This window comes from Micromonospora sp. NPDC048842 (assembly GCF_040649935.1).
Classification (GTDB): domain Bacteria; phylum Actinomycetota; class Actinomycetes; order Mycobacteriales; family Micromonosporaceae; genus Micromonospora; species Micromonospora hortensis.
Map to the genome: position 1 here is coordinate 37,702 of NZ_JBEZGK010000011.1, position 23,182 is coordinate 60,883.

General features: G+C 68.8%; 11 protein-coding genes. 9 read left to right on the forward strand and 2 right to left on the reverse strand.

Features of this window, described 5'->3' with window-relative positions; all coding sequences use genetic code 11:
- Positions 1–222 precede the first annotated feature (222 nt).
- The 3 genes from AB0C19_RS17510 to AB0C19_RS17520 all read left to right on the forward strand — a co-directional run bounded on the left by AB0C19_RS17510 (position 223) and on the right by AB0C19_RS17520 (position 5,124).
- Positions 223–2,037 carry a hypothetical protein gene (locus AB0C19_RS17510; protein WP_357186063.1) on the forward strand — a complete coding sequence of 605 codons (1,815 nt, stop codon included), beginning with the start codon at positions 223–225 and terminating at the stop codon, positions 2,035–2,037.
- A gap of 330 nt (positions 2,038–2,367) precedes the next feature.
- Positions 2,368–4,053 carry a hypothetical protein gene (locus tag AB0C19_RS17515; RefSeq protein WP_357186066.1) on the forward strand — a complete coding sequence of 562 codons (1,686 nt, stop codon included), beginning with the start codon at positions 2,368–2,370 and terminating at the stop codon, positions 4,051–4,053.
- A gap of 141 nt (positions 4,054–4,194) precedes the next feature.
- The gene (locus AB0C19_RS17520) at positions 4,195–5,124 is read left to right on the forward strand and encodes a hypothetical protein (protein WP_357186069.1); all 930 of its coding nucleotides are present in this window, start codon (positions 4,195–4,197) and stop codon (positions 5,122–5,124) included.
- 173 nt (positions 5,125–5,297) lie between these two features.
- Here AB0C19_RS17520 and AB0C19_RS17525 read toward each other — a convergent pair whose 3' ends face one another.
- Together AB0C19_RS17525 and AB0C19_RS17530 are read right to left on the reverse strand one after the other, a co-directional pair.
- Entirely contained in the window at positions 5,298–10,634 is a 5,337-nt protein-coding gene (locus tag AB0C19_RS17525; RefSeq protein ID WP_357186071.1) for an ATP-binding protein, read from the reverse strand.
- 24 nt (positions 10,635–10,658) lie between these two features.
- On the reverse strand, positions 10,659–11,321 hold the full coding sequence (locus AB0C19_RS17530) for a hypothetical protein (protein WP_357186074.1): 663 nt from the start codon (positions 11,319–11,321) through the stop codon (positions 10,659–10,661).
- A gap of 509 nt (positions 11,322–11,830) precedes the next feature.
- On the opposite strand from AB0C19_RS17530, the gene AB0C19_RS17535 reads away from it, so the two are divergent.
- The 6 genes from AB0C19_RS17535 to AB0C19_RS17560 all read left to right on the forward strand — a co-directional run bounded on the left by AB0C19_RS17535 (position 11,831) and on the right by AB0C19_RS17560 (position 23,179).
- The gene (locus AB0C19_RS17535; protein ID WP_357186077.1) at positions 11,831–12,742 is read left to right on the forward strand and encodes a hypothetical protein; all 912 of its coding nucleotides are present in this window, start codon (positions 11,831–11,833) and stop codon (positions 12,740–12,742) included.
- Positions 12,739–16,074, forward strand: a complete 3,336-nt coding sequence (locus AB0C19_RS17540) for a hypothetical protein (RefSeq protein ID WP_357186080.1) — start codon at positions 12,739–12,741, stop codon at positions 16,072–16,074. Before AB0C19_RS17535 ends, AB0C19_RS17540 begins: the two co-directional genes overlap by 4 nt.
- Positions 16,071–18,758 (forward strand): RNaseH domain-containing protein, encoded by a 2,688-nt coding sequence (locus AB0C19_RS17545; protein ID WP_357186083.1) that lies wholly within the window; start codon positions 16,071–16,073, stop codon positions 18,756–18,758. The genes AB0C19_RS17540 and AB0C19_RS17545 overlap by 4 nt, the downstream gene beginning before the upstream one ends.
- Before the next feature lie 541 nt (positions 18,759–19,299).
- The gene (locus AB0C19_RS17550) at positions 19,300–19,503 is read left to right on the forward strand and encodes a hypothetical protein (RefSeq protein ID WP_357186086.1); all 204 of its coding nucleotides are present in this window, start codon (positions 19,300–19,302) and stop codon (positions 19,501–19,503) included.
- Positions 19,500–21,287 (forward strand): DNA methyltransferase, encoded by a 1,788-nt coding sequence (locus AB0C19_RS17555; RefSeq protein WP_357186089.1) that lies wholly within the window; start codon positions 19,500–19,502, stop codon positions 21,285–21,287. Before AB0C19_RS17550 ends, AB0C19_RS17555 begins: the two co-directional genes overlap by 4 nt.
- Positions 21,284–23,179, forward strand: coding sequence for an N-6 DNA methylase (locus AB0C19_RS17560; protein WP_357186092.1), 1,896 nt, complete (start codon positions 21,284–21,286; stop codon positions 23,177–23,179). Before AB0C19_RS17555 ends, AB0C19_RS17560 begins: the two co-directional genes overlap by 4 nt.
- Positions 23,180–23,182 lie beyond the last annotated feature (3 nt).

Sequence of the window (23,182 nt, forward strand, 5' to 3'; positions counted from 1 at the left end):
GCTCGGACGCATCCAACCCATCGCCGGCGCCACCGGTATTCCCGCAGCGCACCGGAATGAGCGCCGCCGCTCGGGCCATCGGCAGCAACGTGCGGACGCCGTCGGCCCGGGCCGGTGTTCACCCGATCCGGTGCGGCGGCTGTCAATGGCGCGCTTGTCTGCGGCGCGGTCCTACCCGCGTCGCCCTCAGGAGCTGCCGCATCTGTGCCGGATGATGGTGCGGTGACATACGACCTGACCCGGATCGACGAACGGCGGTTCGAGGACCTGTGCCGGGCGTTGGCAGTGCACGTGCTTGGGCCTGGCCTGCAGGTCTTCGGTCCTGGACCGGACGGCGGCCGGGAAGCCGCGTTCGACGGCCCGGTGCCGTACCCGACCAGCAGCAGCGGCTGGGACGGCTACGGCATACTGCAGGCCAAGTGCCGCCAGCACGACGTCGGGCGCAACGACGCGGACTGGCTGAGCCGCACGATCATCCGCGAGCTGGACCTGTGGGCCGATCCCGCCCGCAAACGGGTCAGCGACGGCCGCGTCCCGCAGTACCTGATCGTCACGACGAACGTGCGGCTGACCAGCGTCGCGCGGCGCGGCGGCATCGACCGGGTCCGGACCCTGCTGGCCGGCTACGCCGACCGGCTCGGCCTGAAGGGCTGGGACCTGTGGGACGCCAACAAGCTCTCCGCGTTCCTCGACGCCTATCCCGATGTCGCGGCACGCTTCGCCGAGTTCATTTCGCCGGGTCAGGTGCTGGTCAAGGCGATCGACACGCTCGATGATGTCCACGCCGCCCTGGCCGGCGGCCGGTTCACGATCGGCCAAGGCGAGCCCGGCTGTCGTCGGGCGTTCGAGGCGGCGTACCGGGCCGCCGGTGGTGCGGCTGTGCTGGGCGAGCCGAGCAGCGAGGTGTACGACGACGGACCCGGCTGGGTACAGCACTTCACCGCCCCATCCAGCAAGACATCTGACGTACCGGTCGGCGGCGAGGCGGTGATCTGCGCCGGGCGCGGCCGACCGGCGGTCGCGGTCACCGCCGCACTGTGGGACACCATCCGCGCCGCTGCCGGTGCCGGGCAGCTGTCCTCGGTCGGCTACCCGGTCGTCACCGCGGACACTCCGCCGCTGTTATCCACCGACGCTGACGAGGTGCTCCTCGACGGCGGCGACTGGAAGGCTGGCCGCCTGGTCCGTGACCCCGGCGGCGGCTGGCGGTGGAAGCCGCAAACGGCGTCCAGTTTCGACGTCGGCATGACCCGCGATTGGCACACCGCCGGCGGCGACATGATGGACCTGCGGCTCCGGTGCGCCGCCACAATGCGCTGGGCCGACAACGCAGCGTTCGCGATTGACGGCGACGGACGGCGGCGGCTGCGCGCCGCGCTGCGCGAAGGACCGCTCAACGAGGTCATCGCCGCGCTCGCCGCCCGGTTCGGGCTCGACGCCGGCGGTGACTGGGACCGGACGCCCGAGGCCGAGGGCTACAACAACCGGCGCTTCGCCAGCTACCGCCGGCTCGTCCCTGGTACCGAGGGCCGTCCAGCGCTCGGAGTGTGGGCGCGGTTTCAGCTGCCCGACGGGCTGCGTGACACCGTCGTGAGCATCGTCGACCTGCGGATCGACTTCACCGCCCTACCCGAGCACGTCACCGGCCCGGACGCCCCGCCGGTCGACCTGCCTCACCGGCTAAACCCGGCCGACCTGCACCGCTACCTGACCGCTGCGTGGCTGGCCGCGTCCCAGTCTCTGCCGCTCGCTGCCACCCCGCACCCCGACGCCGCCACACCCGCCGGACCGAGCCGTGTCGAAGTGCACCTGGGCACTGAACGGCCGTGGGCGTCGCCGCCTGGCGGACGGGTCGTCGGGCTGCTCGACATGCTTGATCTCGCCGACTGGGGCAGCCCACCCGAGCAGCTCAGTCCGTGGATGTCGGCGACGGTGACCACGCCGTTGGACCTCACCGTCGCCGAGGTCGACGACCTCGTCGAGCACACACTGCGGTACCTGGCGTCCGGGTTCGGGTTCCTCGGACCCGACGATTGACAGCAGCTCCGGCCGGCCGGGCGGGCTCCGTCGCCAGGTCCCGGCGGCAGCAGGCGTCGTGCAGCGACGCAGCAGCCCAACTCGACCGGCTGTCCGGGGTGTCCAGATGCCGCGGCACCAAGGCGCTCGTGCTCCACTTCGGACCACCTCCACCGCAGAAGTCGGCGCTGCACTCGCAACCAGCGTTGCACCGCTCATCACACCGCACAGCCTGATCGCGCACGACGAGCCCGGCCGCTTCTCCCGGCCAAAGAGTCGAGGGGCCACCCGCCTACAGGCTCGTAGTTCGCAGACAGCCGGATCCTGTTCGGTGTCAATGCGGGTTCAACCTTGGCCCCTCTGTTCGGGCGGTTCCGAAACCAAGGGTCAGTTTCAGGCGGAGCCGACAGTTCGGTTCGTTCTTTGGACCGCGCTGCTATATACGGCCGTGTCCAGCTCCATCGAGTACGCCGTGCCCCTTACTGTCGGCTGATGCAGCGATGGGATTCGCTCAATGAGCGGCAGCTCGACCTGCTTCGCCGTATCCACGGCGGCGATGACCTCAGCGGCCCGGACGGCGTCGAGCGCCGCCGGTCGGCGCGTGCGCTCCAAGACCGGAACCTGGTGACGGTGACACGCAAGGCAGGGGTGTGGAGGGCGTCCTCGACCGACGCCGGTCGCTTCTACCTTGAGTATGGCCACCATCCCGATCATCCCGACCACCGTGCTCTCCTCCCGCGGTCCGAGACGCCGGCACCCGGCGGCATCGCCGGCGGCGCTTCGTCGGCGGAACTGCTGCGATCGGCTCGCGAACTGCTCGACCGTTTACAGCACGAGGGCGGCATGGTCCGTATCGAGAGTCCTGACAGTGGAACGCGGGCCCGGTACCGCCGAACCATTCACGCGTTCAAGCAGCAGGGACTTGTGCCATCGGGTCACCATCTGCGCCACACTGGCCGCGACGCCGGCGACATCGTCATCCGCCTGTACACCGATGCCGGTCCGGACGAGACCGACTGGAACCGGATCCGGCTCAACACCCGACGTGTCACCACCGACCCGCATCTGGCGTTCAGCGCCCTCGAAGCCGATCCGACCAGCCTCGCCGTCAGCCCGGACCTACTGCCCCGGGCGTTGCTGCTGATCCGGCAGCTCGCCGGCGAGGCGGCCCGGCGTGGGCACCGGCTCGGGGTCAACACCAAGGCGAAACACCCGCGGGTGTTCCTCCAGGCCGGGCAGGTCCGACGCACGGTCACCCTGACCGAGGAACGCGACCAGGTCCCGCACGAACCCACCGCCGAGGAGCTGAAGGTGCTGCGCCTGCGGCCGTGGATGAAACCCGCGGAGTTCGACGTCGTCGACTCCGGCAGGCTCCGCTTGGAGATCGCCCGGGCCGGCCACGACAACCGGGACACCTGGACCGACACCGCACGCGGACGTCTGGAACAACGCGTCGCACAGATCGTCCAAGGGTTCGAGGCTGGCGTCACCGCCGACGAACAGCAACGGCGGGCAGCCGAAGTCGCGAGGGAGAAGGCCGCGGCCGAGCACCGGCGGCGGCAGGAGGAAGCCGCGGCCGAGCGCAGACGGCAGGAGGAGGCCACCCTCGCGCAATGGCACGCCGCGATGGCCGACGCCCGCGTCCGGGCCGCGGACAACATCCGCGCGGAAACCTTCCGCAACGCCTACCAGGCGTGGACCACCGCAGCTGACATCCGCGCGTTCTGCACCGCCCTTGAACAAGCGGCCGAGGAGCGGACCGGCGCCGGCGGGTACCTCGCCAGCTGGGTCGCGTGGGGCAGGGCCGCCGCCGACCGGATCGACCCCATCCGCAGTCCCCGTGTGCTGGCTGACATCGACTACGACCCCGAACCCGAACCCGGACCCGGACCCGACGACCTGCGCCCGTTCCTAGGTGACTGGAGCCCTCACGGGCCACGCAAGGAGCACCGCCCTCATCACGACCGGCAGGCCCACGCCGGCATCCGCCGACAGGCGGAATCCTGGCACCACGGGCTGCTCGACCGCGGCGCCTGAAGTGCGTCCGCACCTCAACCGCCACCACACACCGGCCGGATGCGCACGAGCCTGCGCCGGGACCTGCCGCCATCGCGGCGCGAACCGCCAGCACGACCCGGTACTACGCCAACAAGCGACGCTTACCCGAAGGACGGCTGGATGAGAATCGACCCCTCCCGCTTCACCGTCGGTGACGAATGGGCGTACCGGCAGTCGGATGACGCATCGTCCGAACGTGTCCGCATCCTGGCCGTCGAGCCGAAGAAGACCAGCGCCCGGCTCGAGATCAGATTCCTCGACGACCCCGACGAACGGGTGGAGAAGGTCCCCGGGTCGCGGCTGCGGGTGCCGTGGAACGAGGTCGGGACCTTCGACGCGCTGATGGCGAACTGGCAACGCATCGACGATCTGAGCCTCGACCGTACAGAGGAGGCCTGCGTCGAGGAGGTCTTCGGCCTCTTGATCAGCGATGGCGTAGCCGAGCTGCTCTGGTCCCCGGTGTCATGCGCCACCGACATCCACGACAGGGCCCGGCTGAGCGAGATCATCGGCGGCCCGATCGACGACATCCTCGCCTCGGCTGAATGGTTCGACCACGACGGCCGGACCATCCTGTCGCCGGCCGGCACCCTCCAACTGGTCGAGGCCGCGTGCCGTGCCCGTCCGATCCAGGTCCTCGACCTCGTCATCGAGCAGGAAGCCCAGTCCCGCCACAAATGCAAGTTCGGCGATGAGCATCGCGTCGGCCGCGACAGCCGGTCGACGACACCGGAATGGGAGTACGACTGGTACCGCCGCCACGACCGACCCCGTCACGAACTACTACGCCAGTGGTGCGGTCACCGCGCAGTCACCCACCACGAACGGTTCCTCGCCGCCGAAGCCGAAACCCACCGCCTCGACATCCTGATAACTGACCTCCTCAAGGCCCTGGACAACCTCGGCGAACACGAACAGGCCGCCCGGTTCGCCGAGGAGCACGAGCGTGACCGCGTCACACCCCACACGATCCGTCCCGTCGTCGAACGCCCCCTGCACCCCTCTGAGATACCCGTACGCGAGATCAAGGTCAGGCGCCGCTGGTGGTGAACACCCCCGCGCGGCATGGACCGCGATGTTGTCCTCGCGTTGAGCGGGCAGCGACGGTGGTCGCCCTCCGATCTGGATAAGCGGGCGTTGGCGTGGCCCGCAAGCCGACCTACGAACCCTGTAACGTCTCTTTCGCCACTCCAGCTTGGCGACCACCGCTGCCGTGCCGGCGGTCACGACCAGCGGTACTCCAGACGCAGACCCTGGCCGACGAAGCGATACCGGCCGCGGCTTGCCGGGTCGAACGGGTTCGGGAGCATACGGATTTGGCGGTTCTCATTCATGACGTTGGTGATCACTAGGAGCCGCCACCGCCGGTTCCGGGCGTTCTCCTGCGCCGCAATGACCTGAGTCTCGCCCAGCTCGATTCGACCGCCCTCGGCGAGGGTGGTCTTGACCTCGTAGTACCAGGTGCCGCGCCGGCCGGGGACTTGAAAATCCCAGCCCAGGCTGTCGTCACCGGTGCCGGGGTAGATCCGCTCACGGTATCCCGACACCCAGCATTCCGGGCTGAAGTCGGCACCGTACTGCCGCTCCAGCCATCGATAAGCGAACCACTCGCCAGCGAAACCCACCCCCAGCTTTTGCAGGCTCGACAGCTCGGACGCGAACCCACCGCCGCCGAAGCCGCCACCCGCGATCCGGCCGCCGGGGCCGGACCGGGCGTCGGTTTCCTTGAGGCCTGTGAACCTGCGTGGAGTGGCCAGGAACGCGGGTGTTCGGTCCAGCGAATTGTCGAGAGCCGCGCGTAGCGGGGTGAAGCCGTCGTCCAGGTCGAATGGCTTGTCGTCGATGTTCACGGTCCGCCGCTGCCGTTCCCGTTCGGCGCGTTGCTGCCGCTCCTCGGCTTTCTGGCGGTCGAGGTCGTCGGGGGTGAGACCAAGCGCGTCAACGTCGTCGGTCGCGGGCATGTCCGTCGGCCAGACGCCGAGCGTTTGCAGCCAGCGGAGCACGTCCGGAAGCGTCAGCATGGCGAAGTCGAGCGCGCCGGCCGAGTCGAGCGTTGCGCGCAGCGCCGGGCCTGCCGACGCCTCGTCTGTCCACGGCGCGGGGACCGGGCGGCTGTGCCGTTCGAGCCAGGCGCGCACGAGCTTGGCCAGCCTGCCGGCGGCGGTGTCGACCAGCTCGGCGTTGGCCTTGGCGCAGTCGCTGCGGCGCGGCAGAGGGGGGCCGCTTTCTGGCGGCTGTTCGCCCAGCCGCGCCGTGAGTTCCTCCTCGACGCGCGCCGCCATGAGATCGGTCGCGAGGACGTCGACGGTGGTGCCCCACTCCGGGTCCGGGGCGAGCAACTCAACCCGCCGGAGCTGGGGCCAGTCCGGCTGGGGGTCGCCGGCCGCGAAGCGGTCCCACCGATGCCAGCGCAGCCGGTCAAGCAGGGAGTCGCGATGGTGGCGTACGTAGTCGGCGAAGTCCTCGGAGTGCTGCGCGCCGTAGTCGATGAGCGGATAGCGCCCGCCCATGCCGGACAGGGTGGCGTTGAGTTCGCGTACGGGTATCTTCAGCTGCTGCTGGAGCGCCGCGAGCGTCGGAGCGTCGAGCGCGGCGGCAAACAGCTCGTCCGGCTCGTGGTCGAGTCGGTCGGCCAGCGCAGTAAGCCGGTCTCGTGCCTCCTGTTCGCTTTCCATCGACGGTGAGTCGGGGGCGAACGGCGCGGCTGACTCGGCGTCCAGGTAATGCGCGACGACGGGATAGAGCCTACGTAGTAGGGGCCGCAAAGAGGACTGGATACGGCGCGCCATCGTCTGGACGTTCTCGGCCGTGACGTCGCATATCTCGGCCACGTCGTCGTCGGCGAGCTGGGCGACGGGAACGCCGACCCGCCGGGTCCGCTCTGCGGCCCACCGGAAGGTGCGGGCGTAGTCCCGCCGGCCGATGAGGTATGCCAGCGGCTCCGCCATCGCCTCCAGCATGTCCCAGCCTAGCTCCGTCTCGGTACCCTCGACGATCAGGTTGGGATGCGCGGCGTGCGGCATCGGCAGCACCCCGTGCAGCCGGTCCGGGAGCCGCCGGGTTTCCTCGCCGAGGCGCACCTCGACCGTGCCAGCGAAGGCGACCCGCACCCGCCGCAACGCGTCGAGTGTGTCGTCGAACGCCCGCTGACCGAGGCGGCTGAACTGGCTGCGCTGGTGTTCGAGCAGCGTCGCCACGAACAGCGGCAGCCACGGCAGGATGCCGACGATCGGTCGGGCGCCGGCGACGGCCGGCGGGCCGAACTCGTGTCCGTCCAGCAGCACGACCGGCGTGACGCCGCTGGCACGTGAAACCCGGTCGACGAGGCGGCGGCGCAAGATGGCGGTGACCGTCTCCGGATGCGCGTCTACCTCGAGGACCCGCCACCCGAAGTCGGCCATCAGCCGGAGCAGGCTCTGCTCGTCGTCCCGCGACGCGACTACCACGTCGGGCGGCTCCTGGTCGCCACTGGCCGGCTCGAGCGGCAGGGCTGTCGACGAGCCGCCGACGTCGACAACGAGGTAGCCCCGGGTGTCCGGCGGGAACGGCTCCACCTCGGCGCCATGGGCGGCACAGGCCGCCCACGCCGCCCGGTACGTGTTGTGGAACTGCGCCGCGTGCATCTCGGTAACCGCGCCGGCGTGAAAGAGCGCGCCCAGGTGGCGCACCAGGCGCGGGGCATCGGCGTCCCGGCCCCACACGCCCAGACCCAGCTCGGTCAGCCGCCGCAGCGCCACCGGGTCGTCGTCGAGCAGATCCCGCATCGGCTTTGCGAGCAGCGTCGCGAACCGCGGCGGCACGTCGTCACTGCGAACCGGAAACGTCCAGCACTCGGCCGGCGTCGCGAAAGCCCCGCCGCTCTGGCCGGGTCGTTGCGTCGGCAACCAGGCCACCGTACGCAGGAACGCGCCGAGCGGCGTGCACCGCCGTTGCGGGTTCTTGTCGCCGGGCCGGTCGCGTTCCCAGACGGTTGTCAGGGCGTCGGCCGACCAGGCGCCCTTGAGTCCGCGCAGGATCTGCCGTGCCAGGTGCGAGCGCACCCGGTCGGTCAGCCGTTCCCAGTCGGCCTGTCCCGGCATCCACCAGAGCGGGCTTTTCACCACGTAGGGGGTGGACGGATACCATGCAGCGGACGTCGTCGGCAGGACCTTCGCCCACTGGTTGCGGACCGGATCGGGCAGCCCGGGCACGGCCGAAAGCCGATCGCGGGTCAGGTTGCTGCCGTAGATCCCGCGCCCGTCGGATACAGACCTGAGCGGCACCACCTCGCCAACGCCGATGCGCCGCAGGAAGGCAACCCAGTCGGCAACAGGGTCGCCAGCTCGCATGACCTGCGCCGGAGGTGCCAGCAACCGGCCCGCGAGCGAGTACAGCTCGGCCGATCGGTCCTCTGGAATGGCCGCGATCGCGGACAGCTCCTTGCCGGTGGTACCCGGCCAGTCGGACGAGAACAGACAGTCCCCGGCGGCCATCCAAACGCCGTTCGCAGTCGGCAGTCGCAGGCCCAAGGCGGCCAGGTCGGTCTTGATGCGGGCACCGCTGCGGCTCAGGTTAAAGACGAACGTCAGCGCGTCCCGGGCGACCCGCTGCGCGCGGCTGTCGGCGAGCACGGCACGGATGTGTTCGAGGATGCCCCGCGTCTCGAAGCCGCGCACGAGCCGATTCTCCTGCAGGAACTTGCGCGCCGGGGTCTGTTGCCGGTTGACGTGCCAGGTCAGATCGCCGTGCAAATAGAACAGCCGGCTGGACAGACTCGCTGGCAGCGACAGGTCGGCGCCGGGGTCGACGTCGTCCTCGTCGGCGATCCGCTGGGTCGTCGGCGGGAAGAACGGCGCGGCCTCCCGGCTCGCGGATGTCTCGCCGGCCCGCCGGCCGGCGCACGGCGCGAGCTCTTCCGAGTCGGTCAGCAGAATGCGCCGCGCCCGCAACACCTCGGGCGCCTTCTCGAAGAGGCGCGCGATGTCCGCGTAGGCCTGGTCCCAGTCGCTGATCGGCCGGCGGTGGCGCTGCATCACCGCCATCATCTGCTCGACCCAGCCGGCCAGACGCTCCGGCTCCGGCGTCACGTCAAGTCCGAGCCGCGACAGCAGGCTCCTCAGCCGCGCCTGCCGGCGCATCGGCATTTCCCGCAGGAACTCGGCGCCGCTGGCTGCTGTCGCAAACGCTGCGGTCAGCATCCCTGTGTCGGGTACGGGCCAGCGCCATGCCGCAGCTGGTGTGAGCCAGCGGCCGGCTGCCTGCGCGGGCAATAGCGGACGCTCGCCCAGCGGCCGGCCCTGCTCCTCGGCGCGAGAGGTGAGCAGGCCCAGACGTTCGTCGTCCCAGCACAAAAGATCGAGTACAGCCGCAGGGGCGGCGTCGTCCGGCCAGCCGGTGAGTGCCTCGGCCGCGTCGAGGCAGAGTTCCGCCGCCGAGGTGAGCAGCAGCCGGTTCAGCGGGTTCGTCTCGTCGATGTCCGTGCGGGACAGGTCGGTGAAGAACGGCGCGTTGAGGTGCCCCGCGAACGGCGACGGCGCCTTACGGCCCATCGGCAGGAAGGTGTAACACCGGCCGACGTGCGCGTCCGCAGCCCCGTACGGCACCGCGACCGAGACTTCGACCGCCGCCGTCGACTCGGCATACCTGGGGTCGAGCTGACGCCGGTCGATCGCTTCCTGTACCGCACGCCGGTAGGCGGCCGGATCGACCCGCCGAGACAGCACCAGATATGTGCCGTCCTCGTCCATCGTCACAAGGTCGCAGGTGAAGTCATCGGCCGCCACCGGCGCGCTGCCGCGTACCCGGGTCAGCACCCGCTCTTCGCTGGCAGAACCGTCCTCTCTCCGGACAGTGACACTTTCCAGCCGCTTCAGGAACAGCGTGAGCGGCACCTCTGACGCTTCGAGCTCGTCGAGGCGCTCGGCCACCGCATCGACGGCGCCCTCGTCGAGCGGCAGCCGCACCACGGTGGCATAGCCGTCGGCCCAGAGCGTAGCCACCCGAGCGGGCGTTCCCTCGGCTGGCAACGTGATGCTGTAGAGCGAAACCTCGTCGATGATCTGCTGAGTGAGCACCGGATCTGCGCCGACCAGCCCTGGCACGTCGTCCTCGGTAGCAAACCGGAAGCAAAACCCCGGATCTCCGCTGTCCAGCGTGCTGTAAATCTCCGGAGTCGCGCATATCTGGAGCACGCTCTTGAAGCCGACACCCTTGTTGCCGATACCCTCGCCGATCGGCTTGTCGCTCAGCCCGAGTGAGCGGATCCGCCGGGCGTTGCTGGCGGTGAACCCGCGCCCGGTGTTGGCGACGTAGAGAGTGCCGTGTGTACCCTCGCCGCGCGCCAGCACCACCGCGATGCGCCCGCTGCCGGCGTCCGGCGGCTGCGCGTCGTACCCGTTCTGGATCAGCTCGAACAGGAAGCGGCCGCCGTACTCCCGCATCGTCTGGCCGATCATGCTCTTCTGGCTGCGCGCGAAGTCCTGATCCTCCCGGGTCATCAGCTGGGCCCGGACGAGGCGCTCGGCTCCGTCACGCAGCTGCGCGTCGGCCTCGGCGCGTGAAGCCGGCTCGGTACCTTTCATCTGCTCTGTCTCCCCGGGGTGGAACTACCGCCTCTTGCGTTCCAGGCTGCTGCGGAGTTTCTTCGCGCCCACCTCCGAGACCCCGGCGTGTGCCAGCGCATACCCCACGGCGGTGTCGACGTCGATCAGCCCGCCGCGCAGCACGGCGTCCAAAACCTTGCGGGCGTGCTCACGCTCGTGACTTCCGGTCCAGTTGTTGTGCCCGCCGAAGAGCACGGCCCGGTCGAGGGCCTTTTGCGCCTCCGGGTCCAGCACCGGCACCTGCGGATACAACCCAGACAGGTCCTCTGCCCGGGTCCCGGCAGCCCATCCGGCCAGCGGCGTCATCGCGCTCTCCAGGACCACCAGCGCCGATTCGCGTGCCAGGTCAGCCGCTTGGCGCAGCGACCGGGCGTCTGGGTGGAACGCCACCACAGCACCACGTGGCCGGTTTCGGTCGAGCGGGTGGCTGAACCGGTAGCGGTTCGCCAGCCGGGGGACCGGGCCAGGGCCCCCGTGCGCCTTCGCCGCGTTGTAGAACACCACCGGGGTAACCCCGTCGGCGGCAGCCTGCTCCTCGATCCACTGCACCGCAATCTGCTCGAGTTCCTCCCACCGCTGCAGATTCTCGTCGGCGGCCGGGATCCACGCGGCAACCCGCAGCAGGCTCGGGTGCTGCCGCCACGGTTCGTCCGGCTGATCGGTCACTCCACGTCTCTTTCGTCAGTTAGTCGCGACCAAGTGAATCAGCAGGGTCCGACATGGAGCCAGCCGCCGAACGGCCTGAGGTTCCCCGGTGCCGTCTCGGGCGGCCGAACGGGAAGCCGCGGGCGTGTAGGCCCCGAGAGTGTCAGGGGTGGGGTGTCTACTGGAGCCGCCCCTTGCACGGGGAGAACCGGGTCGGACTTTAGCTGTGAGGAACGGCTTCAATGAACGTTCATGCTCAGGCACCAATCGTTGGCGGGCATCTCGGACGGGTTCGGACCCCGGATGACGACTACCTGACGGTGATGATGTTGTCCGCTGGACTGGCCGGCATCGTTCAGCGGAGGAGACAGGCGGCGGGCGGGGCGGCGAAGGAGGCGGGGTTGTTGCCGGCTCCGTGGCGGGTGGGCTTCTCGCGTCTGTGGTGGCGTTTCGCCGACCAGGGTCTGCAGCCGCTCGACAGCGACCTCGCCCTGTTGGAGCTCTGTGCGCAGCCGCTAGCGACTTGGCCTGTGCAGCTTGACCTGTCGATCACTGACCTGCAGAACAGTCTGTTGGCCGACGGTGACCTGTCCGAGTTCGCGGTGCAGGGTTCTCGGCTCGCGCGGCACGACGTGGAGGCCGAGTGGATTGAGAACCAGGTGCACCTGGCACTGCGGGATGCCGCGGCTGCGAACGGCTCCTCGGACGATGAGATCGGGGAGGCGTACGCGGTGCTGCGGCGCTACCTCATCGACCACGCGGTCGTCGCCGACCGGGAGGTCCGCGGCCTTGAGCGGCGCTTCCCGGCGACGGATAACAGCGGACAGACGCACGTCCACCGGCTGATCAACCTCGCCTACCACTCGAGGCCCGCCCGGGAGCCGCAGGCGTACATCCTGTGCCCTTCGTGCCGCAACGTGCTGGCCGATCCATCGGCGTGCTGCGCGACCGCAGGTTGTCCCGGGGGTTCACCGGAGACGTGGACGGCCGTGCCGATGGCAGTGGTCTACGAGCAGCACCGGGCGACGCGCAAGTACATCCACGACCCGGGCCTGGTGGAGGCGCGGATCATCGACGCGCTGTCGGCCGACTCGCTGGCGCAGACGGTCAGGGTTACGCCGTACCCGGGAGTAGACGCGCTGGACGTGCTGATCGAGTTCCTGCGCCCAGGCGCGAGTGGCGTGCCGGAGGTTGCCGAGACCTGGGGCGTGGACGCTAAGGACCAGGTCAGCGCGCGGCTGTTGGGCCGGGGCTTCACCTGGCCGCAGGCACCGGCGTGCGACCGGCGGTACCTGGCGCTTCCCGCTCACCGGGCGGTGCAGCCGGGCTACATCAGCGACCTGGAGGCCGAACTCGACGGGCGGATCGCGGGCGTGCGCGTGATCGACGAGAACCAGCTGGTGGCTCGGGTCAAGGAGCGGGTGAAGGAGTTGGCCGCGTGAGAGAGACCTCGTCGTGGCGCGACAGCTTGATGAAGCAGATGCGCCGGGAGCAGTTCCCGGAGGCGGTGATGGCTCGGGACGCGTTCTGCCGGGTTGAGCTGGGGTTGCACTTCCTGACGAAGCACTTCCCGGGCGAGCCGGTGGGGGCGCTGCAGCCGCTGCTGTCCGGGTACGTCGACCTGCCGCCCGAGCTCGTGGCGGCGTGCCGGCGGATGCGGCACCGCATGGGTGACGTGGCACGGCGCGGCTACTGGCGCAGGCTGCTCAACCACTACCTGCGGGTGCCGCAGGAATGGCGGCGCTTCGCCCGCACGGATGTGGCGGACGGGCAGGTCAACGACAACACGGTGTTCACCGTCGCGGGCTCGGCGCTGTGCCAGGACCGCGTGGCGACGTACGAAGCGGCGCTGGCTGACCCGCTGCAGTACAGGCTGACCCCGCCACGGCCGCCGGCACCGGCCGGGCGGCGGTACGAGTTCCGCGTCGGAGACGGCGTCGAGGTGATCCACCTGCCGTCGATGCTGCCGCCGGCCCCGCTCGTCGCGCGGCTTCCCCTCGTGCCCCGCCGCTCTCGGGAACCCTGGACGGTGTCGTTCGAGAAGGAACTGCTGGAGACGGCGAAGGAGATCGACCGCAGGCTCGTCGGCAAGCCCCACATCACGAACCGGAACTGGCACAAGCGCCTGACGGAGAACATGCGCTTCAGCTCCGTCGACCGCAACGGCCCCGGCCTGGTCGACAGACCCGAGACGTTCGTCCTCGACGGCGTCTCCCACATCGTCGGGCTCATGAACTCGGGCAAGACCACCCTCACCGACGTGTTGGCGGTCAACCGGGTGCTGAAGCACGGCAACCGGGTCGGGATGGTCCTGGGCTCGGTCGGTGACGTCTACGCCAAGGTGTCGTTTCTCCGGTCGATCGGCATCGACGCCGTGCCCTTGATCGGGCGAAGTAATCGAGCCGAGCACGCCGCACGGTACTGGCGCTCCGCGATCGAGGAATCTCCCGTCCTCGTGCCCGACGACGACAACCCTGCCGACCCGGCTGCCGCCTACGCCAACGCCTCCTGCCTGCTCGAACCCTTCCGGCGCTCGGCCAACCCCGACTGGAAGCCGCTGGAGCCGAACGAGTTCCCGTGCCACGGCAAGCTCCGCGACGCCGAGGCAGACGAGCCGGCCACCTACGACTGCCCGCTGCTGTCGATCTGTCCGGCGCAGAAGGCTCACCGCGAGATCGCCAACGCGCAGGTCTGGGTCACCACCGCGCAGTGCCTCATCGCCAGCCGCGCGGAACCGGCTGACGCGTCCATGCGCTGGTTCGAGGCCTTCCAGCCGCACACCGACCTGCTCGTCATCGACGAGGCGGACGCGGTCCAGCAGGTGCTGGACTCCCGGTTCGTGCAGACCGAGCCCTTGGTGGCCGCGGGCAAGGGCTGGACGCACCGGATGGTCCAGTACACCAACGCCGCCCTGGACAACCAGAGCATGGCGCCGGCGGCCGATGACGAGGTCGACCGCTGGCACACGCAGCTGCAGATCCACCAGAACGCGGTCTTCGTCCTGAACCGGCTGGCCCTGTCGCCTTCCGGACAGCGGCTGAAGGAGTTGCTCGGCGACGCGCCGTTCACGGCGCACTCGCTGTTGCGCCGCGTCGCCCGGACCCTGTTCGGGCTGCCCTCGCGCGGCGAGGGGGACAAGCGCGTCGAGGACCTCGCCGACGACTTCTACCGCCAGGAGCTGCAGGAGTTCGCGGAGAGCCCGCTGAGCGAGCAGCCGCACAGCCTCGACGAGGTCGTCGCCCAGGTGACCCGTCAGCCGCGGACGGACGCTGCGGTGGCGCTGGCCATCGACGGCTGGCTCGACCGGTGGCTGGAACCGAACATCGAGGCAGGGCACGTGCGCCGCGAATGGTTCAACCAGCGTCGCGGCCCGCTGCGCCTGGTCGTCGAGGCGGCGATCTGCGCCGGCCGCATCACCACGACGTTCTTCTCGATGACGACGATGTACCCATCGGTGCGGGAGCACCTGCAACTGCCCGACGAGGAAACCTTCTGGGCCGACCAGCCTCCACGCGACTACCGGCCGCTCGTGCCCGAGGCTCCGATGGGCAACATCCTCGCCCTGCGGTGGGCCGACAGTCGCAACGGCGGCGCGTCGCTGCAGCTGCTATGGGTCCACGGTGTCGGCCGGTGGCTGCTGCACCACGCGCACGACCTCCTCGCGTGCGAGGGCGTGCAGGGCCCCCACGTGGTGCTGACCTCTGCCACCAGCTGGGCGCCCGGCTCGTCGTTCTACCACATCCCCATCGAGCCCACGGCCGTGCTGCGCCCACCCCCCGAGGACGAGACCGCCCTGCGCCAATCCCACATGGCGGTCAAAGCCCAGCGGAACGGCGCCGACCCGATCTTTGTGTCGGGAAAGACCGGCAGCCAGCGCCACGATGCCCTGCGGCTGCTGGTCACCGCGCTGTGCCAGCCCGTCGACGGCCGGCCGCGCAGCCTCGTCGACGAGCTGCGGGCGAAGCTTCCCGAAGACCGGCGCAAGATTCTGTTCGTGGTCCTCTCCGGCGACGAGGCACGCACCGTCGGCGACCATATCAACGCCCGGGTGCCCCAGCTCAGCGCGCGGATCGTCGTACCCGACGCCGCCGACCCCGGCGTCGGCGGCATCCAACGCCGTCTCGTCGCGCGCTTCGGCACGGGCGAGGAGGACATCCTCGTCGCCGCCGAGATGTCGATCCAGCGCGGCTACAACATCCTCAACGCCAACGACACCGCCGCCCTCGGCGCCGTCATCTACCTGACCCGCTCCCACCCGCCGCCATTCGACCTGGCCTTCCCCCTGTCACTGGTGAGCCAGCTGGCGATGGACCACCTTCAACGGCCGCCGGCCGCAGAGCCTGGCGAAGTCGGCAGCCTCGTGAAGCAGCTCCGCTCCACCGCTCGCAAGGTCTGGTTCGACGCCATTGGCCGCCCCATCCAGTTCCGCGCCCTCGACCCGCAGGACCGGCGCGTCTTCGTCGCCAACAACCTCGTCCCCATGAGCCAGACCATCGGACGCAGCATCCGGGGCAACCAGCCGACCACCGTGCTGCTGTGCGACGCGGCCTTCGCTGAACGACTCGCCGACCCCGAGGAGAAAGCCGCGGACACGGCGCGTACCAGCATCGTCGTGGCCACGGACCAGTACCTTGGACAACTGCTGGCCACGCCCGCCGACGGCGTGAGCCAGCACCGCCTGCGAGAGCACGCCGTCAACACCGCCGTGTGGGGCCTGATGGGCCACCTGGTCCGCACCAACGAGCCCCTGGGATCGAGGAGGACCCCCCGGTGACCGACACCGAGACCAGCGAGAACACGGCCAAGCCGCCCCGCAGGACCACCGGCGACCACCTGCGCCTGCTCGCGTTCGACATCGAGCCAGGCGCCCGCTGGGACGTGGAGTGCGACGTCGCGGCGATGCCCGCCACCTGGTTCACCGAACTCGACAAGCAATGGCGCGCGAGGCCGTTCGGCCGTCCTGGGCACTCGCTGCCCACCAGCAGCCTCAAAGAGCTCATCTGCGGCATCGACCCGGCGATCATGTACGTCAACTGGGACCTGAGGTCGGACGACTTCATCGTCGCGTTCCCCGGCATCGACACGTACGTGGTCACCGACGCGATCGCCAGCTGGGCCACCACCGAGATCACCGACCAGGTCGACTGGTACCAGATGCTCAAGCCGGCCGACCTCGTCTTCGACCGCCGCTGCTTCAATCTCCTCGAATACGCCGTCCGCGCCAACGGCACCGCCGCGGTGGCCCCGCACGTCTACCAGATGCTGCCCTCGTTCCTCGCCAAAGAGGTCGTCGACCAGAAACTCGACCTGCTCGGCAAGGCCCGGCGCGACTTCATCCTCGGGCCACCCAGAAGCGACGGCCGGCGCAGCGCCGTCCTCTGGCCGCCCCAGCGAACCGACGACGACCGCGCCGGCCCCGGACTCGTCACCGCCAAGATCGACTTTCACGTGGAGACGGCACCCAACTTCCCCGTACCGCGCATCCACGCCGACGTCAGCATCAGCCGCTTCCCCCTCATGCCCGTGGCCTATGTGCCATCCCGAGGCAAAGGCCCCACCTCGGCCACCATCTGGCTGCACGGCCCCCAAGGCTTCCTCGGCCGCGACGACGAACCCCACACCCTGCTGTCCGCGCCGGCACGGCAGATGCGGATCCCCGGCGGCGGCTGGCAGTGGCAGTGGAGCCCCGGCCTGGCCCGCGCCCTCGCGAAGCTCACCCAACTCTCGTTCCCCGACCCGCAGAAGACCCTCGCCGATCCGGCGGCAGCCGCCGACCTGCTCGACGAACGGGCCATCCGCGCCTACTTCCTGTACAGCGAAGGCACCAAGAGCCAAGCGGCGGATGCCGACGCCGCACCCGGCATGGACGTCGACGGCAAGGAATCCAGACGAGCCAAGACGCTCGTCCACGCTGCCAACACCGGCCTGGTCCCAGGAGACCATTTCGACGTCCACGACAGGCTGCGTGGTCTCATCGCCCGGCGCGGGATCCGGCCGCTGCTCGACCTCGAGCGTGTCGGCTCCCGCGCCACCCGCAAGATCAAAGCCGCGTTCGACCCGAACACCACGTACACCATCGAACTGTGGACGCAGAGCGACATCACTCGCGAGGCCGTACTCGCGACCCTGGAGCACCATTTCGGCCTCGCGCCCGCGTCCGACCCGAGTGACAACAGCGTGATCCGTTTCGCCGGCGACCTCAACATCACCGTCCGCCTGCGCAACGGTGCCGAGGTCGGCGTCGGCGTCCAGCCCGACCCGGACAAGAAGAAGACCGACGACTCCTTGCTCCAGCTGCACATTAACCGGCTTGCACGGGAGGTCCTCGGCGGAAGCGCTGACCGACTGGGGGCCATCGTCGAACTGCAGGACGCTGCCTTCTTCCAACGAGCCAGGCTCATCGACCCGAAACCCGGCCTGAAGAAGGCCTTCGCCCGCACCAACCGGCGCCTGCAGTGCCTGCGACCAGCCCAGCTGTTCACCGAGCCGAAGACCTGGCCCGAGAACGCCAAACGGAAGAAGCCCGAGCCCTACCCCGGCACCCGGTTCGGGGCCGGCACCATCCTGCGCGTGGCGTCGGCTATCACCGACTGCCTTCGCCAGCTCGGCCGTTTCGGTCCCCACCAGATGCCCGTCGGACTGCCCGACATCGAGCAGGTCGGGGTCTGGCTCCACCACGACGGCCCTACCTGCATCCCGATGGTCATTCGCCAACAACCCGACGGCACCGCAACCGCCTACCTCCCCGGCGCAGACGGCAGTCCCTCCCACACGGTGCCCTACGCCGACCTACCCGCCCTCCTCGCCGACGGCAAAGGACGCATCGGCCCCGGCAGGCAGCAGAAGCAGATCCTGGCAGCCTTCCTCGTCAACGTCCTGGGTGTCGGCGGCGCCGCCGACTCGGCAACCCACGACCGCATTGTCATGGTTAGAGCTGCCGGATTCCGGAACTGGGGCTGGGACTGGATGCAGGACAAGCACCTGCGCCCCGACCAGCTGATCCTGCCCGGCGTCGACATCGAAGACGACACCGACCTCCCCGAGACCATCGGACCGGACAAGACACCGGGCCTGCGCATCGTCCGCGTCCGAGACCGCTCGAGCACCATGGAAGTCCCCCGCGGCTTCGCCCACGACCTCGACAAGCACCACCCCAGGGTCAGCGGGCTGTTCCGCGCCAGCGAACGCGTCTACTACTCCGTCAACCCCAAGTCGGACCAGATGCAGACTCCACACGGCCGCACGAAGCTCGATCCCGACATCCACACCAACTTTTCGGTCCAAGCGTCGAACCCGGTGCCCCTGGAGATCTGTGTCGCCCACCAGCAGCCCGACGACGACCCCACAGCCCTCGCAACCCTGGTATCGCTACTACGCCGAGCCCACGCACACACCGACCAAGCCACCAAGTATCCGGGTGTCCTACACCTCTGCTCGCTAGCCGACGAATATCTCTGAGGCAGGTCGACACCCCGGTGAACTCGCTGCTGCTCCGGGCTCCATTGGGCGATGAGCCTGTCTCTGGAGTTTGCTCAAGCGCGCGTGAGTAGATCAACGAATTCGCCGGCCTTTGTAACGGGCTGCCCGGCCGTATCGCTCCGTAGCGACGGCATCTGCTGGGCGACAACTTGAGGGCCAGGTCAAGCAGCTCATGGCGAGATCGCCCCAGTTGGCTTCTTCGACCGGCCCGTACCGCCAGAAAGACCGGTCGCCTGGACCGGTCCAGGTCATGCTGGACCTGCGAATTCGTGGCCCTACAGATCGTGTGGTGTTGCACGCGCGTGACCGACGAGGCGCTTGTGACGGTGAACAAGAGGCCGCGCGCCGGTGGGAACGTGCGGCCACCGAAGCGCGCGTCCCCCAGCGGTGCCGACACCACGCGGCGGACTCGGCTTGCCCATCGCCGACGCGACCGGCCCTGGGCTGCTACCGGAGACAAGCAGGTGCCGTGACGGCTAATAGAAGTATTGGAGTTAATAGCTATGATAGGGTGTGCCGCATGGCTGCGGACGAGGTGGTCTGGTACGGGCCGCGCATTCTGACGAAGGTGCGCCAGGTCTGCATCCCCATTGAGTTACTACGCGCGCTGGAGCTTGACGCGGGTAGCGAGCTTCAGTTCGCCCTTGCCGCGGACCGCACAGAGATTCGCATCCGTCCGACCGGGCGCTCCCGGGCGGACCATGAGCAGAAGAAGGCCTCATGAGCGCTGACCGACTCGAAGCGCTCTACGCGGAGCCGCTACCAGCAGACCGGACTGGTGCGCTCTACAACGCCTTCTCGTACCCGACGAAGATCTCAGCCGAGAGCGTGGCTCTTTTTATCGCATGCCACACCAACCCGGGCGACCGCGTCCTCGATGTGTTCGGCGGCTCCGGCACGACCGGTATCGCCGCGCTGCTCTGCGAGCGGCCGACGGATCGGATGGTGCAGCTTGCTGCAAAGCGCGGGCTCGAGCCTGTCTGGGGTGCGCGCAACGCCACTGTCTACGAGCTGGCGGAGATTGGGACCCTGCTGGCGCGGGTCATGACGCATGCCCCCGAGCCCGCGGCGTTCAAGGCTGCAGCCAAGCGGCTGGTGGATGCTGCCGAGAAGCTCGAGCCGTCGCTGTACGCCGCCGAGAGCCCGAGCGGTGAGGCCGGAACGGTGCGCCAGATCATTTGGAGCGATGTCGTCACCTGCCCAAGATGCGGCGCCGAGACGACCTACGCCGCCACGCGCGTGCGCTACAAGCCCCTGCGTTTCGATGACCGATTCACCTGCGTTTGCGGGCACAAGGGTTCGCCGGACGACTGGGTGCGTGTGCTGGAATCGGTGCGCGACCCGTGGACCGGCAAGATGACGAAACGGCGTCGCCGGGTGCCTTGGAAGGTATATGGCAAGTCCTCGGCGGGCAATTGGAGCCGAGAAGCAGAAGCGGCCGACAGCGCGGCAGAGGCGGACTCGCTGCAACGTCCGTTGCCCGAGTGTGCGCCGATCGTAAAGCTGCAGTGGGGGGATCTGCACCGCAGCGGATACCACCAAGGCATGACGCACCTGCATCACCTTTACACATCACGCAACTTCCGCGCCCTCGCGACCTTATGGCAGCTGATCGAGGATGAGCCCGAAGAGCTGCGTGAAGCACTGCGCCTGCTGCTGCTTTCGTACAACGCCGCTCACTCGACGCTCATGACTCGGGTTGTGCTCAAGAAGAACTCGTCGGACTTCGTCGTCACAGGCGCACAGTCCGGTGTCATGTACGTCAGTGGGCTGCCGGTCGAGAAGAACGTCTTCATCGGCGTACGCCGCAAAATCACCACTTTCGCCGCAGCCTTCGAACTCCTGCACGGCCTGTCGGGCCAGGTGGAGATCGTGACCGGGAGCAGCGCCGATCTGCACCTGGCGGGTGAATCGGTGGACTACGTCTTCACGGATCCGCCTTTCGGCGCCTACATCCCGTATTCGGAGATCAACCAGCTCAACGAGCTCTGGCTAGGTCAGACGACGCAGACCGAAGACGAGGCGATCATCTCGCCTGCACAGGGCAAGGGGGTTAGCGAGTACCAAGCTCTGCTGACCGCAGTGTTCTCCGAAGTCTCCCGTGTCATGAAGCCGACCGCTGACGCCACGCTGGTGTTCCACTCGTCGCAGGCGGCGGTGTGGCGGGCACTCGAAGCCAGTCTGTCCGACGCCGGTCTGGCAGTCACGGCGGCCAGCATCCTGGACAAGACGCAGGCCAGCTTCAAACAGGTGAACGGCCACATCGCGGTCAGTGGCGACCCGCTGCTTCGAGTCTCCAAGCGGCTGCCTTCCGCGGAGCTTCCGCCGTCGACGGCCACCATGGACGAGCTGATCCTGGTCGCTCACAGCAGCCAGTCATCTGCGACGCCGCCCACGACTCGTGAGCAGCATCACAACTACTCGGAACTCATCGGCAGGGCGCTCGTCAATGGCGTTCCCATCACCATGGATGCTCGGGCCGTCTATCAAGTCCAGGGGTTGGCTTGACCGCCTTGGAACTGCAGGACGCAGCCCGCAAGAAGCAACTGGGTCAGTACTTTACTGGTCGACGAGTGGGCCGGCTGCTCGCCGCGCTCGCCGATGCCGGCTCAGCGAAAACGATTATCGATCCAATGGTCGGGTCGGCAGACCTGCTGGTCTCGTGCATTCAGGTCGGGGCTGCTAATCATCGGCTAGTCGGCCTGGAACTCGATCCTCTGGCGCTGGCCGAAGCCAAGGCAGCACTAGAGGATGTCCCTGGCGCCGAGCTGGTTCTAGGTGACGCATTTTCGGCGACGCTGCCGCCGGAGCAGTTCGATCTCGTCATCACAAACCCGCCCTACATCCGCTACCAGTCCAAAGGGGAGGTCGAGGGCATTCGGATTCCGTCAGGCAGCGACGTCCGCGACGGACTGGTGCGAGCGATCCTGTCGAGGCAGGGCCTTCCGACGGACATCCAGGCTCGGCTACTTCAAGCCGCACACGCCTACCCGGGTACGGCGGATATCGCTGTGCCGGCTTGGATCCTGAGCGCTTCGTTGGTTCGAGAGGACGGTGTACTGGCGGTTGTAGCGCCACAGGCCTGGCTGAGCCGCAACTACGCTCAGCCTGTCCGTGAACTTCTGGACGAGATCTTCGATGTCGAGTTCATCGTTGAGGACGGCGATGCGTCCTGGTTCCCAGATGCCCAGGTACGAACGCACCTGGTGGTGGCGCGACGGCGAGCACTCGGTCTTCCCTCGGGCAGCAGTTCGGTCGTACACGCTCGAGCCACAGCGCAGCTCGACACCCAGGGTGATTTGCGGGGTTCGCTGCGCTCCGAGGCGGCGGTTGCAGTGGCTCTTGGCCGGGTCACTGCGACCCACTCGGTCGATGTCACTACAGGTCTCACTGCCCACATCGAGCGTGATCTGGTGGTAGCTGCCGCCGGCCAGGCGGGTAATGTCCCGATGCTGGTTGCGGCCGCGCTCGGCGTCAGCACGGCGGACGTCGCGACTCGAACTCTTGAGTCGTACGGATGGCGGGTAGGGCAGGGGCTCCGTACCGGGGCCAACGACTTCTTCTACGTGACCATCGTCGGCGGCTTGGCGCGCCCCGCCAGCCGCTGGAGTACTAAGGCCCTGCCGATTCCGTCGGAGTGCCTGCTGCCGGCCGTTCGCCGACAGAGCGATCTAGGCGGCGACCTCGACATCGCGACAGGCGAGCCGCTGCCGTCACGTATCCTCTACCTCCGCGGCTGGGCTACGGCACAGGACAAGCGCCGGATGGGTGCAGCGGGGGGCGGTGTTCTGGCCCTGCCCGCAGCCGTCACACGGTGGATCACCGAGGTTAGTCAGACCCCGTTCTCCGACAAGGATCCGACCAAGCTCTTCCCGGATCTGGCGGCAGTAGCGCCGAACAGCAAAGTCGACCGATCGGGTCACCCGACCGCCTTCTGGTATCAGCTGCCGGAGTTGGCACCGCGGCACCGCCCAGAGCTGTTCCTAGGCCGGGTCTGTGCTGGGCAGCCAACACCCTACGCCAACAGTGCGGGAGCGGTCGTCGACGCGAACTTCTCGACGTTGTGGCCCACAGCATCGGGTGCTCTGCCGGCTGACGCCCTGCTAGCCCTCTTGCACTCCAGCTGGGTCTGGGCCAACCTCGAAGCGACCTGCACCGTGCTCGGCGGCGGCGCGCTCAAGGTCGAGGCGACGGACCTCCGGCGACTCGCTCTACCGGATGTCGCAGCGGCGGACATCGAGCGGCTTCAGGTGCTGGGGCGCCAGCTGCTGACCAAACGGAGCAGCGAGGTCGCGCGCGCGATCGATGACGCTGTCGCACTGGCGGTCAGCAGCACCGGCCATTCGGCGGGTCTACGTACGTTCGCCGGGGAGGCGATGAAGCGCCGTTCTCGTCGCTAGCAG

Excerpts from the sequence above, each read along its gene's own strand:
- AB0C19_RS17520 (WP_357186069.1), top strand. The coding sequence starts at position 4,195 with ATGAGAATCGACCCCTCCCGCTTCACCGTCGGTGACGAATGGGCGTAC.
- AB0C19_RS17525 (WP_357186071.1), bottom strand. The coding sequence starts at position 10,634 with ATGAAAGGTACCGAGCCGGCTTCACGCGCCGAGGCCGACGCGCAGCTG.
- AB0C19_RS17550 (WP_357186086.1), top strand. The coding sequence starts at position 19,300 with ATGGCTGCGGACGAGGTGGTCTGGTACGGGCCGCGCATTCTGACGAAG.
- AB0C19_RS17555 (WP_357186089.1), top strand. The coding sequence starts at position 19,500 with ATGAGCGCTGACCGACTCGAAGCGCTCTACGCGGAGCCGCTACCAGCA.